We start from the raw sequence: 15810 nt of genomic DNA on the forward strand, positions 1-15810 counted from the left end.
TGACCTAGTCGGTCGTCACGTTTTGTAGGCCTTTGGCAACTTCTGCCGCGGCTTTCATCTGCGTGGTCTGATGTTCGCTATCAACTAGGATTGTCGAGATGATCTCGGCGCTGTCAGTCAATGTTTGCGTCTGGCCGTTCAGGTCTTCCAAAACCACGTTTGCGTTTTCCGTACCGGCATTTATGTGGTTGATGGCCTGTTCGACATGGCGGCTGATCCCGCGCGCGGCTTCTCCGTTTCGTTCGGCTAGTTTCCGCACCTCGTCAGCAACGATTGAGAACCCGATCCCATGTTCGCCGGCCCGTGCTGCTTCAATTGCGGCATTGAATGCCAGGAGGTTGGTTTGAACGGCGATTTCTCCAACAACCTCTACAATTTCCGCCAATTCAGACACCTCAGAGGATACATGTGTCAGCTTTTCGAGGGTTGTTTCGATATGAGACTTATTTTGCGCAGTGATTTCTCGCGACGACACGGTCGCCTTTGAGAGGTCCTCGGCCTGGCGTTTTATCTTGTCAGTGACGTGGCACCCATCTGTGATCATCGACGCGATCTTCGTTCCGCTATCACTTGCGGCCTTTTCCAGACTAATCAGGGGGGAGATTTCGACCGCCGATTTGATGACCTTTGTCACCTCACCGTCGATGTCACGAACGGGATGGTAGTTCGCCAGAAGATGGACGTCGCGATTGAACCGCGCCACGCGACGCACTCGGCCGGTATGCCCTTCTCCTTTGCTTAGGTTGAACCAAAGTGTGCGGTATTCTTCGGTTTGCACATAATCGGGTGAACAGAACATCGAATGATGTTGCCCAACAATTTCGCGCAGAGAGTACCCAAATGTCTTCAGAAAGATGTCGTTGGCCCGCAAAACATTTCCCGCAGTGTCGTACTCGACCACCGACTGAAGTGCATTGAGGGCGTCGAGTTTGTAATGCGTGGCAAGTCGCGCGAGCTTGTCATCCGTGATGTCGCTGCCAAAGAAGATGATGCTCGACACTGTCTGTTTTGGATCAAGGATGGGACTGTAGGCACCGTGCAGCCAAATGTCTTTACCGTTGTTATCCCTGTGTCTGAAATCGCCGGTCTGGCTCTCGCCGCTGGTCACGCGTTCCCACATCTTGCGGTGACCTTCACTCTCCTTGGTGTCTCTTGCGTAAAGTGTGTTGAGCTTCTGCCCTTTAACTTCGTGTTCGGTCAGACCAAATGACGCCGCGAATTTGTCATTTAGATCAATAACAGTTCCATCAGGCGCATACTCAACCATCATCTGCGTTAAGTTGATGGCGCGCATCCGTTCATCCAGCTTCATTTCGCGGAGCGTGCTCGCCGTGACATCGACAAAGAACATTGCCATTTTCCAGAAACTCCCATTCGGCGTGAAGAGCGGGACGTAATTGGATTTGATGTAGATGGTTTCACCTTCGCTGGTTTGCATCTCATCGGTCTTATTGATCGCCTTGCCTTCGTGCAGACGATCCCAGAAGCCACGGTACTTGTGCTCCGCCGCCATCGCGCCGGAGAAGAAATCGATCAGTCGCTTGTTTTCGAGGTCTTCGGCCTCAAGTTTGAAGAGTTTTCGGAAAGTCTTGTTGCCACGCAAAAGCGCGCCCGAGCCATCAAATTCCGCGCGCCCGATCGTGTCCTCGGAAGCGGCGAGCAGCGTGCTGCAGTCGATGTAGTCTTCGTATTCATCAGTTATGTTTTCAGCGACCTTGATCACTTTCACTAACTGACCCGACGCATCCATGATCGGTATGAGCGTCGTGGACAACCAGACCAGCGCCCGATCTTTGGAGATCTGTCTGATGCGCAAGTGCTGCGTCCTACCTTCGGCCAATTCCTCCCAGGCCTTCGTATAGACCGTACCTCGCGCAAATCCCTTGTCGCAGAAATCATGGTCGTGTTTGCCGATTGCCTCTTCTACTTCATAGCCGAGGATTTCGGCCATAAGGTGGTTCATTGTCGAGACATGTCCGTCCTTGTCAAATTCGCACATCGGCAGACTGCGCCAAAGCCCGTCGCTTTGCTCAATTGCTTTTTCAGATGCATAGGTGCTTTCGGAGACGTCGACCAAGCATTGCATGATCTTGCTTGGCTGCCCTCCATTTGCATCAATCGGGGAGTAGATGCTGTGAAACCAAACTTCGGTTCCAACCGCGGTGATATGCTTGTACCGCCCTTCAACTGTTCGTCCCTGACGGAGTTTTTCCCAGAAGTCGAAGTATTCCTCGGACTCACAAACGGATTTGGGCCAGATTTTGTCATGGTTGGACCCGACCAGCTCTTCGCCGTAATCCTCCATCGCGGTCATCGCGCGGTCGTTCAGAGCAAGGATGTTGCCATCGAGATCAAACTGGATCGTTCCCACAGCGGCGTCCATGCAGGAAAAAACTGGATCTGGCGCGCTTGAATCGACGCTCTGGGTGTCCGGCTTTGCTGCGCTGACCCTCATCAAGACATGCGTCGTTTCACTGTTCTTGCCGCATAGGGCGGCATGTACCTCGCCTGCAGCCGACAGGCCAAGTGCACCCTCGATAGTGCCTGACCAACGGCAGTCGGTCGCGTCGATCACTGTATCCCAATGTTGCTGCGCCAGTTCGAAGCCAACCATCTCAGAAAATGTGGGCTGAATCGCGTTGCCGAGATCAAGGCCCAGCTGCATTTGTGCCGCATCATTTGCCGCGACCAGAGTGCCGGTTTCACGGTCAAACAGAAGCACGATATCGGCAGCCAGAACTCTGGTTGCGACGTCCCCAATTACGTCGATGAGCAGGTTAGCAGGCGTTTCGGATTCAATGCTAAGCGGTTCTTCAGTCATGGCGATCCCTTGTTACAGGGGCGTTCTTACGCCCCTATGCTTAAGGATTTCTTGCCAATCACGTGCCTGTAGCGATCATTTTTGCCATGCCCGTATTAGGCATTCGTTAACCCTACGAGGTCTAGTTCCCCTTCTAAACAGTTGACAAGAGGCGAGGATGAGTCGTGCTGAAAGTGCGCCAAAAGCGCAAGTAGTTCTGGATCGGACGATATCTCTGCCCGATGCCAAGCTCGTGATCGACGGTGCCACCAAGATTGCATTGCATCCCCAAGCATTGGTCCGATGCGCGGCGTCGCACGCGCGGCTTCAGCGGGTAATCGCAGAAGATCGACATGTGTATGGCTTAACCACTGGGTTCGGCCCCTTGGCAAATCGTCTGGTCGACAAAAAAGACGGCGCCGCGCTGCAGCAAAACCTTGTGTATCACCTGGCCAGCGGCGTCGGGCCAGAGCTTGACTGGGAAGGCGGCCGGGCGGTCGTGTTCGCGCGGCTGATGTCGATATTGCAGGGTGCGTCTGGGGCCTCGGAAGCTGTAATCAATGGCCTTGTCACGCTCTTGAATTCGGACCTATCGCCTTGCTTGCCAAGTCAGGGCACCGTTGGCGCGTCTGGTGATCTGACACCATTGGCGCATATGGTGCTTTGTTTCCAAGGACGCGGTGCGTTTCGAAATCGCGCCGGCGATCGGTTTGAGGGCTTGTCCGGGCTTGCACAAATCGGTGTCCAACCATTTGATCTTGCCCGCCGTGACGGATTGGCATTGGTGAATGGGACCTCTGCCATGACAGGGCTTGCGGTGCTCAACGCAGATCTGGCGACGCGCGCGGTAGGCTGGTCAATTGCGCTGACGGCTGCAATGGCAGAGACCCAAATGGTGCGGTCTGAAGCCTGGCATCCAGCATTCGCGGAATTGCGGCCGCATGCAAGACAGGCGGATGCGGCGCGTGAATTGATGACACGCCTGGTGGGCAGTGACCGGGTCGAGCGCGGGCATTTGGCCGACCGTCAACTGAAACAACAGGCCAATGTATTAGAGGCGCGCGCCGGTCAGGATGCCTATACGCTTCGCTGCGCGCCTCAGGTGATTGGCGCTGTTTGGGACACGCTGGATTGGCATGATGCCGTTCTCGTGACCGAGCTGTCGTCAGTGACGGACAATCCAATTTTTCCGCCGGGTGGGGATCCGGATTTTCTGGTTCTGCACGGGGGAAACTTCATGGGGCAGCATGTGGGACTGGCGTCGGATGCGCTTGCGAACGCAATCTGCGTTCTTGCAGGCCTCGCAGAGCGTCAGATTGCCCGGCTCACTGATGAGATGCTAAATAACGGTTTACCTGCGTTCTTGCATGAAGGCGCGCCCGGTTTGAATTCGGGCCTGATGGGGGCGCAAGTGACAGCAACAGCACTTTTGGCTGAGATGCGGACTGTGGGACCGGCCAGCATTCAATCCATTTCTACCAATGGTGCGAACCAGGATGTGGTTTCCATGGGCACGATCAGCGCGCGTGCTGTGCGGTCCAAGCTGCACAAGCTGGTGCAGATTCATGCAATTCTTGGGCTCGCTGTTGCGCAAGCCATTGATTTGCGCAGCTCCTACGAACCCGAATTGGCCTTTTCCGTGCATGCAAATGCGTTGCGTGGCTTTGTGCGACAGCAAAGTCCACGTCTTACAGAAGACCGGCCACTTGGGGGGGACATAGAGGCAATCGCACATGCGATGACCAAGAACGCCCCGCCCAATGGTTGATCGAAGAGTTATGCTGTGGCCGGGTCGACGGTCAGGCCAACGGCTTCTGCATATTTCAGCCATGTTTCCACAGATGAAACGACAGCGCGCACTTCAATCGCAATAAGTTCGATGCCGACAAGTGAGATCCGGACGAATGCATCGATCACAATTCCCTTGTCCAGAATGCGATCGACAACTTCAGCGATTGAGGCCGACGCAATGTTTTTTTCGATTGCCATTGTTTTCTCCATCATTTGACAACGCTTTCAGCCCCATGGGTTAGAAGCCATCATGATGGTTACCGGGCAGACCATAATATTGTGTTGATCTGGCTGCAAAGATAGGAACAACTTTACGGATCCTGGTGACCAGCAACCAGTGGATGCGCGCCATCTCTGAGCTTTTCATCCATGATCTGTTGCGCGATCAACTCTGCAAAGCTCAGACGCAGGTTGTCGAATGAGATTTTAGCATCCGCAAACGGATTGATCTCGGTGCCATTCGTTGGCTTGTCCGGGATATTATCAATCTCGTCCGGTGCGGTCAGAGGCTCGGTTTCCGATGTTTCAATTTGGTCTGCAACCCTCTCCAACCGAGTAAGCATCGTACCCATGGCAGTTGTGAAACGCGCGAGGCTGGTACGTTGCAAGCTCATATCGGGAACGGGTGCAGGGCGATCCAAGAGCGTTGAGATATCGCTTTGGAGCAAGCCAATCGCATCGTGAAGCGGCGCTAGGCTCTGATCTTCATCAGGTTTCATATTTTCAGTTGCCTGGCTTAGAACAACGTCTTCGATACGTTGTATTGCGGCATTGAAGTCTTGGTCATCGTCATTTGCTTCGATCCGTTCGGTCACCGCTTCGAGCCGCTTAATTGCGGTCCCAATTGCCCCGGCAAATTGTGCAAGGCTCTTGCGCTGTTCCGTCAAATCGATTGTGGGGGCTGGGCGATCCTTGAGTACCTTCAGCGCGGCCGACATCTCGTTTTGACTCTCTGGAAGCCCTTGAAGTTGTGTGGCAATTTCGGTCAACTGGGAGGGCATTGTCGTCAGGGGTGCAAACTGATCGGTAAGCGCTTGCGCAAGGCTGCTGAGTTGCGTAGCAGCCGTTTCACTCTGTCTTTCGTCCCCTCCAATGGCCTCTATTCGGGTGACCTCGTTTTCCAATCTGCCCACAACGTGGCCCATGGCCGTTTGGAAGCGTGCCAGCATCTGCCGCTGATCGGTCAGGTCTAATGTTGGATCTGGCCGCGTTCCGAGAGCGGAGATTTGTTTAGCCAGCTGATCTAGCTGGGCGGCAAGATGATTGTCCTGGTGAGAGTTTGTTGCATCCGCGTTTTCGCGCAGAGCAACAATTTGCGCCGAGAGCCCGGAGAGTCTTTCATTGAGGTCATCAGCATTTGGCAGGGCGGTCAGCATCTCGGCAAATGCCGCTTGCGTAAGTGGCTCCGCCGCTTCCGTATCATTTTCAGGAAGAAGGGCGCGCAAGGTACCAGTAAGGTCAGACTGCATTTGTGTCAGCAATTCAGAGAGCTGTGCCAGATAGCCCTCGCTCGCCCCAGATTGTTGATTATCGTTCAGACATTCTGATACAGTTTCTGCAATCTTTGCGAGCATCAGGGTCAAATCAGGGGCGTCGTCGCGCGACTTTTCGTTTTGCGTGGCCGCAATTGCGTCGAGCAATTCTGCTGTGCTTTGATCATCTTGCAGATGCGCGCGTATCTGCGACAGTTGCTCAGCGGTGTCCGGCAAACTCGCTGCGAGCCTGTCCTGATATGCGGACAACTTGGTTTCGAAGTCCGAAAGACGTTCCAGAATAGTCGCGCTGGCTTCAGCTTGCTGCGCGATTGCCGCGTGGAACGCCGTAACGTCTTCAGTTTGACCGGGAGTCGGCGTTTGTGTTGCTTGCAGCGTCATCGCAGCCGTCAGAGCATCAATTCTTTCGCTCAGCGCATCCTCGGGCGAACACTCTGATAGTGCAATTGGTTCCGCAAGTGGCGCAATCTCTGGTGGCAGTTCGTTATGGCACCCAAAGACGACCGAGCCATCTTCAAACACAGCCGCAAAGCTCACCTGCGGGAAGTCCTGGACTTTGGAAAGGGCAAATAACGGATCGACCGCTTCGGCGTTTTTGACGATATGTGTAACGAGCCCCGCCTGTGCGAGCCGCTGAATATGCGGCTGAAACGAATTGCCCATCATGTGCTGCCCTGTTGTATCCGCATCATAAGGGACATGCCCCCCAAAAGCACCGGCCCTTCCTTATCTTGGTTAGCGCAAAGTTATTGACGGGAAGTTACCTGCTCCTCAGATCGTTTTCCCGAGCGGACCGAGGTCGAGTGATAGATCTTCAGGTGCGAGGTTAAACTGTGCGGCGACTTCATAGATGGCGGTCTCGGCCCGCATCAGCGTTGTGCCCAATTTCTCTTCCTGTTGATCGGTCAGGTTGCCGTTCTCCATCTGACGAATGGCCTGCAACTCCATCAACTGACGTAAGAATGCGACAAGCCCCAGCACGAGCCGAGCCAGATCCTGTTCAACTGTATCTGGGTCAATTTCCAGACGCCCATTTGATCCGCTTAGATCGGTCAAAGCTTCGCTGATATCTTTCGTATTGATTTCAATCGGTTGTATCATGCGAACTGCTTTGATGTCGTGAAATCGTAGGGCGGCCAAGGACCTGTAATTGCGAGTTTTACCTCTTCAAGATGCGGGAGATGACGCAAACCCAGCGCAATCGCCCTTATCACCTCATGGGCTCTTCTACGAGCGACAAGCATATTGCATTGCATACGATTCTTCGATTGGCGCAGCGGCGTGAATTCTAGTGTGAGATCTTGTGCGAACTCCGATATCTGCCTGACAATCTGCTCTTTTTTCGACAGGTGCAGTTGCCGCTCTAAGAGCCAAGCGCGGCCGCTGGGTGATTCGACTTTGGGTCGATCTGGCATGTCAATGACAAGTGTCAATTGTGCCTTTTCCTGAAGGCCAATCACGGTATCACGCAAATCGGACTCTGCCAAAAGCTGCTCTGCCGCAACCGGTGAGATTTCCTGTGAGGGCGCGATCGGCACAAAATCAATCCCGGCCTCAAAACACCGCACTTGCGCCTGAAGCTTGCTGCGCGCATCCACATCGGTGCTTTGTTTCATCATCAATATGCGGATTTCGCCGTCACCATGATAGGTCACGTCATCCGGTAAAGCTTTATTTGCCGTCGTCCACCCCAAGGCAATCATTGCAAGGCACCAGCAGGTCGCATGCGGTCAGGCGTTGCGAGCACAACGTCGAGACCCAAGAAAACAAGATCGACATCCGCGACGCTCAGCCAGAGTTCGCCTCTTATGGCGACGCCATGATCGAGCAGCCCGTCGACCAGATCGACCAGACGGCTATCACTTGATTCCAACGTCTCTGTGGCACTGGCCAATTGCATCTCAACCGGCACGGCAGCTCTCCTGCATGTATGTCTCCGAGGGATCGAAAGAATAAGGCGGCCACGGGCCCGTGATCTTTAGTTCCAGTGACAAATCACGCGCCAATTGATCTGACACGGCGGCCAACTCCTGCAGTTTCGATACAGTGTCCTTCCGGATCAATATGGTCTTATTAAGCAGTCGCCCTGGTTTGGCATCAGGCGTGCTCGGTCTCAGAGACATGTTTTGCAGCTCTGCCAAGAGGTCACAGGCGAAAGCGGTTTGGTTTGTCTTGAGGTCTCGTCTTTGATCGCGCTTGACCTGGCGTGCTTTTAGGAATCTGCGGCCCGTGAGGGGTGCTTTGCTGGGTGCGGCGATTCTGTCTTTTGGAAATAGCTGCACCGTATACTCTTCAATCCCGGAGAGCATGTCGAGAACACGAAGATGTTCGGCATGACGCTCGATCAGCTTCGCCTTCAGTGCTTCTTCACTCGAAAAGACAGAGCCGATGGCCAAGGGCAAGACGGGGCCTTGAGCGCAATACGCAAGCAGAATGCCGTGATGCCGCGTTGCCCAATCCGCCAAGTCATCAGGGTTTTCAAAATCGAATTCTTTGGAAAGCTCGGTGACAAGCGCCCCCAAGCTGTCGCAAAGCAGAAGTCGGTGCTCGGGCGCGGTAGGATTATGTGCAGCCTCGCCGCGGACCAAACCATGCATTTGAAGCAATGTCATGTCATGCCACCTGCTGCAGATTTGTGAGCCTGGCCTGATCCTCAGCTGTGACATCGCAGAGAAAGAGACGGGCCTCAGCATCAAGTCGCGCAGTTGCTGCTGCAATCTCGGCGCAACGCTTTGTGTAGTTGGCATGTTGAGGAGCTTGTCGCAAAGCTTCTTGCCTGGCGCGAGTCACCGCCTCTTCACTCAAAGGCTTTTGCAGGCCGAGATGCCGTATGGCAGCCTCAATTTCATCTGCATCAACCAAGCTGGGATCGAGTAATGCAAACGATGCGGCGGGAGCCGGGCCAATCTGCTTGATCCGAAAACCCTCGGTCCAAATAGCGTCAATGGCCTCTATGGCATTGTCCAGCTGCGGATTCTGCGCGCGCTCAAGCAAAATCGCAGCATTGCAAAGCATGTCGGGCATTGCAGGAAGGTGGATCATCTGGTCGGAAATACCTGAAAGATGCGCCTCGATTTCGCTCACAAGTCGCTGGCGGAGTGTCGATACACCGCGCGCGAGCATGCTTGGGGTGATGTGGCGTTTCCGGAATAATCGTTTGAGTTCCGCGCTATCGCGGAACTTTGTCAAAACGGCTGCCTCGTTCCAACTGATGGTAATCTGATATTGTACCTTTCCTGTGAGGCGTGCGACCAATCGATCCAGCAAGGGTCGATTGGCGCTGATCAGTGCCTGGACATCCTCATGCGAAATGAAGAATTGGGGACGGCAGACGATGAGAGGGCCGGGGTCCATACATGCTTCAAGTCGTGCCTGGCGTTGTGCTGCCGCAGTCAAGAGCTGCTTTCGGCTTTGCGGCAAGGTCAACACTTTCTGCGGCGCAGCGGACATGATGGCAGTGTGGGTCAGCCCGCAGACGTATTGCAGGCCCTCAATTCGGGGTAAGTTCGACGTTGCCGGTGTCAGAGCATAAAGTTCAAAGTTCTTCATAGGTTTCAACACGTTCCTAGATGAAATCTTGGCCGAGCGAGAGATCGGAGAGATCAAGTGCAGCGAGCGCTTCGTCAAAATCGGCTTGTGTGATTACCGGATCACCACTTTCAGAATGAAGCGCCTTGCGCATCGCGGATCGCCCGGCCGCCCCAGTTAATGCGGCGAGCGTCGCGCCAGATCGTCCATCAGTCTTGGCAGCAATGCGGTCAAGGTCGACCTGCTCTGATAACGGCAAATCAGTTGTATGCACGGCAAGTATTGCTAAGCGGGCGGTTCGATCCGGTAGCGGGATTTGGATGACGCTATCGAACCGCCCGGGCCTGGTCAGAGCTGGATCCAGGGCTGCGGCCCGGTTCGTCGCAGCCAGAACAACGACATCTGTATTGCGTGATAAGCCGTCCATCTCGGTCAGCAACTGCGCGACAACGCGGTCGAGAACAGGGTCTTTTCCCGCGCGACGTGGCGCAAGCGCGTCGAGTTCATCAAAAAAAACAATGCACGGTGCGGATTGGCGCGCCTTGGCGAAAATGTCGGCGAGTGCGCGTTCGGCATCACCAAGGAACTGCGACATGATCCGCCCCGGGCGTACGGGAATGAAGTTCATGCCGCTTTCGGTTGCGAGGGCGCGTGCAATCAGCGTTTTCCCGCTGCCAGGTGGACCCGACATAAGCACGCCTGAAACCGGATTGAGATTCAGTTTTGCAAACGTTGCTTTGTGATGTTGTGGCCAGATCACGGCTTCGGTCAATGCTGCCTTGACTGTTTCAAGGCCGCCCACATCCGCAAAGGTTATCGTCGGGCTTTCGACAATCGTCTCGCGCAAGATACTGGGGCTCGTTGCTTTCAAACCGTGCGTTAGGTCTGCTTGCGTAATGAAAAGGTCATCCACTTTGACGCGATCTTCGCTGCCAGCCTCACGGACAGCACGGTCAAGTGCTGCTAGGGACGCTTCCCGAGCAAGGGCGGCAAGGTCGGCACCAACATAGCCGTGGCTTTCATTGGCTATGCTTGCCAAATCGACATTCTCAGCTAACGGAGCCGTGCGCAGATGGATGCGCAGGATTTCCTGGCGCTGATCCGCAGATGGCGGTGCGAACATGATTTCGCGATCAAAACGGCCGGGCCGTCGCAAGGCGGGGTCAAGACTATCCGGCAGATTTGTTGCCGCCATCAGGATGACACGACCGCGTTCTGCAAGCCCGTCCATCAGTGTTAGAAGCTGTGCGACAACCCTTCGTTCCACCTGCTTTTCACTCGACAAAGCTTCGCGTTTGGGTGCAATCGCATCAATTTCATCGATGAAAACAATCGCGGGCGCCTCTTTTTCTGCGGCTTGAAAAACCTTACGCAGGGCCGCTTCGCTCTCGCCGTAGTGCTTTGAGACGACTTCGGGGCCGCTGATTTGAAAGAAGGCGGCTGATGTTTTTGCGGCGATGCTGCGCGCAAGCAATGTCTTGCCGGATCCCGGTGGGCCTGTAAAAAGCACGCCGCGGGGCGCCGCGACGCCCAACCGGTCAAAGAGTTCCGGGCGCAACAAGGGTACGGCCACCATCTCATGCACACGTGCAATCTGCTCATCAAGGCCACCAATATCTTCGTAGGGATGTGTTGCTTCCGGGTTTTCGGCCAAAGATAAGCTGGTTGTTTCTCGGAACAGCCCCGCTGGGGCCGGATCAAGCGCCGCAATCTCGATCTGTGCCACGCGACCCATTGGCAGTTTTACCGTCAGCCTGTCACCTTCTGTCAGCGGCAGGTCATAGAGGCACTCAGCAAGGTCGGCACTTGTGCATCCCACATCGTTTCGGATCTTGACCACCACTGTTTGCAGGACGGGCAATTGCGCCGGCAAGCATTCAACCTCATCACCCCAATCGCAACCGATATTGCGGGGAAGTTCTGCACCTGCTTCAAGCCAATCGTTTCCGGCGGGCAGCGGCCTGGCCCTGACATGTGTTGTCCGCATTCCTTTAACGGCAACAATGTCGCCGGGCTGCACATTCAGCACGCGCATGCGATCCATGGGCATGCTTAGAATTGCAGGGGTTTGATGCACGGATCGTCCTTGCTTCAATGCTAGGGCAATCTTCATTGAATCGCCTTCAAACGAAGCAGAATATCCGCCTCGGCAAGATCATAATCAGCCTCCGAAATGGCGCCTGCCAGCAATTGTTCTTCGAGATTGACCAATGCTTTGCGCAATGCGGCAGGGTTGTTTAACTCGGCTTCAGCAGTCTCATGGATTTTCCGTGCAACCCAGATGCCGCTGTTGATCGGTCCTGCAATGGGCAACGTCAATAAGCCGCGGAGAATGCGCATTACGCAGCTTCCTGATCGACATCAAAGGTGAGGTTGAGATTTACAAAGTTATACATGGGCACGGGGCCGATGACGCTTATCCTTGGTTCCTCCCCAGGGGCAAAATCCAACGCAGAAGCCGCGTCGGCGAGCGACTGCTCAAAGCTGTGCTGCAACTCGGCATCGACCAGGAACTCTGCGCGCAAAACCTCGATATCATCTTCAGGTTTGCGAAGCACGTGGTCGCGCGCCATCGGTCGTATCGCGGTCAGAAGCGCCTTTTGGGCCGCGCCACGACGCCGATCCATTTCATCAGCAAGCTTGCCACCAAAGGCCGCAATCTCAAAATGAGCTTGGGGCCCCTTCCTTTGAAGCGCTTCCCGCTCTTGTCGCAAGCGCGGATGCGCATCAAGGGTTGCTGCAAGCGCCGCCTGACGTTCGAAAGAAACGCGGACCCCAAGCTCAATCGCCCCGCTCAGTTTCTTGAATTCCGCATCTATCTCGTTCTGAACAGAATGAACCAAGCCCTCAATCTGTGACATGTCGCGCGCGACAAGGCCAAAACGGGCTGGCAAAACAGTGCCAGTTGTTAGCATCGTCTCAAGGACCTTGGTGTGGGCCAACAGAAGGCGACGTCGAGGCATGATCTCTTCATCATCATGGTCGGAGTAGATCAGCGTCCAAGGTCCGATTTGTGTCTGTTGAAGTGGGCCCTGAAGTCCATTAACTCCATCTAAGCAAATTGGCAGCGCAGCGTTTGAGGCTTCGACCAGGCCGTAAAGATAAATCATGTTTGTCGATCCTTGCCTACGCGCAATGTTAGGATGCCGTTGCGCATGCTGCTTGAAACTCTTGAAAGAGAAAACTGGCCGCCAATATCAACCTGGCCTGCATAGGAACGCGTCCCGGTCGTAGAGATCGCCAGTGTCGTGCCATTCTTGCCGAGCTGAAGCTCGTCCGTCGAGACACCAGGCAGGTCGGCCGTGACAACCCACTCGTCCTCGTCGTCTATAACGTCATAGACAATTGATTTGACCTTTGGCTTTTCTGGATCAGAAGATCCTCGGTCCGGATTGACCGGTTGAGGCTCTTCGGATGCACTCTTGGCATCCATTCCTCCCATCCGCAGTCTGATCCCAGCATGCGCTCGGATCGGTCCTTTGGGCGTCTCAAAGACCTGATCGCGTTGCACGGCGCCGGTTTGGCCCTCTTCAATGCGGTCGAGCATGGTTGTCAGAGCATCACTCAGAGTCGCAAACAGCGTGTTCAGACCGTCATCGATGCTAACTCCGGCCTGTTGAAAACCCTTTTTACGGGAGCCATTCATGTCAATTCCGGCCTTTCTTCTGTTTGCAGTGCCAGCTTGGCTTCCAACGCACCAATACGCTCCAGAAGCGCCGTGTTTTGTGCTTCAAGCGTGCTCGCTTGTGCAGTCAGTCGCGGATCATTTTCCCACCAATTGATGCCCATTTCCTTGGCCTTATCCACGGTGGCGATCAAAAGGCGCAGGCGTATTGTCAGCAATTCGATCCCAACCAGTGAGACAGACACATCGCCCGCTATGACGACACCCTTATCCAGTATGCGCTCCAAGACGTCAGCGAGCCCATCCCCCTGGGCAGGGCCCTGGATTTCGTACGCCATCAGCCCTCTCGATCCTCCCTGTGATAGCGGCGCAGACGGCTGAAACCGGCCAGCTCTGCGTTCGGACCAATCTCGACCTGATAGGTTGCAAGAAGATCATTGTCGCCCAGTCTGGCATGACTCTCGATAACATCGATCGACACCGACCAGCCGTTCTCTTCTTGCCGGGTGCATTCAACGACTGAATCAACCGATTGACCTGTCATGGAATTGATGGCAGATTTTGCGGCTGCGATAGCTTCCAGCATATTGGGTGTATCACCTTCTTTTTGTGCGGTTTTGAATTGGACATTTGCCTCGTGTTTCATTCCCAACTTCCTCCAGAAGTTTCACCCACTCAGAAGACCGAGAAGACGTTGACGCTGCTCTTGATTGCGCGCGAGTTCATGCGCGTAGTTGTCAGCGCGGTCTTGTGCTTGATCGATGCCCATCTGGAGGCGCGCGGCGTCAAACTCTAAGCGAACGAGATGGATCGCCGCCTCTTTCGAAGTTCTCGCAATTGCGCCGTTTGCCGCCTTCGGCCGACGCGGCATCTGCGTTCGGGGCCTTTTCATGTTGCTTTCTCCTGCTCATTGGAACGGTCGAGAAACCGTGCAATCTGTCCTGTATTGACCGCAATGCCACGTCCTGTGAGCACATCAGCAGTTATTTGCGCCAAAAGCGCATCTGACAACGTGGCCGATCTGAGGCGGAGTGCGGCAATCTGTGCGATCATGATGGAAGCTCGCATGGAGCAAACACGCTCAGGCCCTGTCAGTTGATTGACCAGACGGACAATTCGGGTACTAAGGTCGGACGAGATGCCCGTCCGTGTTGCGACCACACCACTTTCGGTTTCAAGTGAATAGCGAGGCATCTGAAATGTGATCATTCGATCAAGCAGCGCATCCGGCATCTTATTAACACCCGAGTAATCGTCCGGATTTGAGGTCAGAATGATCCTGAAATCAGGATGTGCTTGAATGTGGTCGCCATTGGCCACAGGATCAGTAGCGACAAGCACACCTTCCTCGAGCACACTGAGAAGAATTCCATTGGCTTGCGCGCTGGCGCGAGTGAATTCATCATATATGAGTGTGTGGCCTTGCAGCATTGCCTCGGCGAGGATTGAATTTTGCCAGTCATAGCGGATTGTTGCTTCGCTTCGCCGAACTCGCTGTACATATTTGTCTACAACCGAGTTTGACGTCTGCCCAACCTGTTTGCCAACCAGGTCTTCAACGTCCAGCCAGTCATTCCCAGTCATCACCTGTACTGGTTTCCCCATGCGCGTCGCAATCTCAAGTGCAACTGCAGTCTTTCCGCGTCCAGCCGTTCCCTGAAAGTGAATAGGAACACCCGCACGGGAATAAAAAAGCGCCCTTTGGAGCAAAGCGGAAATATCATCATTCTCAAAGAATAGATGCTTCTTCTGAAGACCCAGCCACGGATTGTGCGGCGGTCCACCTTTGTCAACCAAAGAAGTGATCGTCGCGCCTTGCAGAGATGGAAAATGCTCAGCCAATGTTGATCCGATGTTTAAAGATGCGGGTAGTTACTTCGATTCAAGCTCCGCCATTAGGGTGAAATTTTCATTAAGAGATTCCGAAAAACGCGCCAGTTTCACGCGAAACGAAGCCGCGCCCTCTTTCGCCGCAATACGGTTCTAATGAACTGCAATATCGCCTGCAGCCAAAGCTGGAACGCACCTATCAGGTATTTTCTTGAGCTCCGATGCTTGGTGTCAGGACTTATAGCCAATAGATGACGGCTGCGGCGAGGGCGATGCGGCCGGCTTGCCAGCGGTCCTCCAGTCTTCCTCACCTGTCTCACCGGCCTTACCCCAGAATGGATCGCGTCATTGAAACGGCTTCAGGCAACTGTAATCTTACGGCCCTCACCTTGCACTGCTCAAGATTGTTCTGGGCCTGACGGTAGGTGCTGCGGGCGCGGCGGCAGAGTTGGCGTTATTGCATGTTGTCCGGAGGCTGTCCGGGGCCATCGCACCTTACGCGCAGTTGAACGTCTTCTGCCGCGGCGCGCATCCCGCGGTAATCTCTGGCCGCTCGAACCTGCGATGCAATCGAGACCGGCAACCGCGGCCGCATGAGATCGAGAAAGCAACACCTCCAAAGCTGGAGGACAGTCGGGTCTCAGGTCATTGGGCGTCCATCGTTTCGGCTGATTTACGTTGCTCCCTGAAATCAGGCCATTGAAGTGTTAGTGATCCGTCCGAGCAAAGGATGGACTATGAAA

General features: G+C 54.6%; 16 protein-coding genes and 1 pseudogene. 1 reads left to right on the forward strand and 16 read right to left on the reverse strand.

Going from position 1 to position 15810, the window contains the following annotated elements; all coding sequences use genetic code 11:
• Positions 1-4: 4 nt before the first annotated feature.
• On the reverse strand, positions 5-2821 hold the full coding sequence (locus SLH47_RS03500; protein WP_320237950.1) for a PAS domain-containing methyl-accepting chemotaxis protein: 2817 nt from the start codon (positions 2819-2821) through the stop codon (positions 5-7).
• 157 nt (positions 2822-2978) lie between these two features.
• Between SLH47_RS03500 and SLH47_RS03505 the strand changes: the two genes are divergently transcribed.
• Positions 2979-4568, forward strand: a complete 1590-nt coding sequence (locus tag SLH47_RS03505) for an aromatic amino acid ammonia-lyase (RefSeq protein WP_320237951.1) — start codon at positions 2979-2981, stop codon at positions 4566-4568.
• 8 nt (positions 4569-4576) lie between these two features.
• On the opposite strand, the gene gvpA is transcribed toward SLH47_RS03505, so the two are convergent.
• The 15 genes and pseudogenes from gvpA to SLH47_RS03580 form a co-directional block, all read right to left on the reverse strand.
• Complete coding sequence (gene gvpA / locus SLH47_RS03510) at positions 4577-4789, reverse strand: gas vesicle structural protein GvpA (protein ID WP_100366348.1); 213 nt, start codon at positions 4787-4789, stop codon at positions 4577-4579.
• Between the two features lie 113 nt (positions 4790-4902).
• A complete protein-coding gene (locus SLH47_RS03515) occupies positions 4903-6465 on the reverse strand; it encodes a hypothetical protein (protein ID WP_320237952.1) in 1563 nt (520 codons plus the stop codon).
• A 390-nt stretch (positions 6466-6855) separates the two neighbouring features.
• Positions 6856-7185 carry a gas vesicle protein K gene (locus SLH47_RS03520; protein ID WP_320237953.1) on the reverse strand — a complete coding sequence of 110 codons (330 nt, stop codon included), beginning with the start codon at positions 7183-7185 and terminating at the stop codon, positions 6856-6858.
• On the reverse strand, positions 7182-7682 hold the full coding sequence (locus tag SLH47_RS03525) for a GvpL/GvpF family gas vesicle protein (protein WP_320237954.1): 501 nt from the start codon (positions 7680-7682) through the stop codon (positions 7182-7184). The genes SLH47_RS03520 and SLH47_RS03525 overlap by 4 nt, the downstream gene beginning before the upstream one ends.
• A gap of 101 nt (positions 7683-7783) precedes the next feature.
• Complete coding sequence (locus SLH47_RS03530; protein ID WP_320237955.1) at positions 7784-7996, reverse strand: gas vesicle protein; 213 nt, start codon at positions 7994-7996, stop codon at positions 7784-7786.
• A complete protein-coding gene (locus tag SLH47_RS03535; protein ID WP_320237956.1) occupies positions 7986-8777 on the reverse strand; it encodes a GvpL/GvpF family gas vesicle protein in 792 nt (263 codons plus the stop codon). The genes SLH47_RS03530 and SLH47_RS03535 overlap by 11 nt, the downstream gene beginning before the upstream one ends.
• Positions 8698-9633 (reverse strand): GvpL/GvpF family gas vesicle protein, encoded by a 936-nt coding sequence (locus SLH47_RS03540; protein WP_320237957.1) that lies wholly within the window; start codon positions 9631-9633, stop codon positions 8698-8700. The genes SLH47_RS03535 and SLH47_RS03540 overlap by 80 nt, the downstream gene beginning before the upstream one ends.
• Positions 9634-9649: 16 nt before the next feature.
• Positions 9650-11725 (reverse strand): AAA family ATPase, encoded by a 2076-nt coding sequence (locus SLH47_RS03545; RefSeq protein WP_320237958.1) that lies wholly within the window; start codon positions 11723-11725, stop codon positions 9650-9652.
• Positions 11722-11952 (reverse strand): gas vesicle protein GvpG, encoded by a 231-nt coding sequence (locus SLH47_RS03550; protein ID WP_320237959.1) that lies wholly within the window; start codon positions 11950-11952, stop codon positions 11722-11724. The genes SLH47_RS03545 and SLH47_RS03550 overlap by 4 nt, the downstream gene beginning before the upstream one ends.
• The gene (locus tag SLH47_RS03555; protein ID WP_320237960.1) at positions 11952-12722 is read right to left on the reverse strand and encodes a GvpL/GvpF family gas vesicle protein; all 771 of its coding nucleotides are present in this window, start codon (positions 12720-12722) and stop codon (positions 11952-11954) included. Before SLH47_RS03555 ends, SLH47_RS03550 begins: the two co-directional genes overlap by 1 nt.
• Complete coding sequence (locus SLH47_RS03560) at positions 12719-13258, reverse strand: Hsp20/alpha crystallin family protein (RefSeq protein WP_320237961.1); 540 nt, start codon at positions 13256-13258, stop codon at positions 12719-12721. Before SLH47_RS03560 ends, SLH47_RS03555 begins: the two co-directional genes overlap by 4 nt.
• Before the next feature lie 155 nt (positions 13259-13413).
• A pseudogene (gvpJ, locus tag SLH47_RS26370) lies at positions 13414-13575 on the reverse strand (gas vesicle protein GvpJ); the annotation flags it as partial.
• Positions 13575-13883, reverse strand: coding sequence for a gas vesicle protein GvpO (gvpO, locus tag SLH47_RS03570; protein WP_320237963.1), 309 nt, complete (start codon positions 13881-13883; stop codon positions 13575-13577). The gene gvpO and the pseudogene gvpJ, both read right to left, overlap by 1 nt.
• 21 nt (positions 13884-13904) lie before the next feature.
• Positions 13905-14129 (reverse strand): hypothetical protein, encoded by a 225-nt coding sequence (locus SLH47_RS03575; RefSeq protein WP_320237964.1) that lies wholly within the window; start codon positions 14127-14129, stop codon positions 13905-13907.
• A complete protein-coding gene (locus SLH47_RS03580) occupies positions 14126-15079 on the reverse strand; it encodes an AAA family ATPase (RefSeq protein WP_320237965.1) in 954 nt (317 codons plus the stop codon). The genes SLH47_RS03575 and SLH47_RS03580 overlap by 4 nt, the downstream gene beginning before the upstream one ends.
• Positions 15080-15810: the final 731 nt, after the last annotated feature.

Origin of the sequence: Cognatiyoonia sp. IB215182 (assembly GCF_033963905.1) — a bacterium.
In the GTDB taxonomy this organism is placed as follows: domain Bacteria; phylum Pseudomonadota; class Alphaproteobacteria; order Rhodobacterales; family Rhodobacteraceae; genus Yoonia.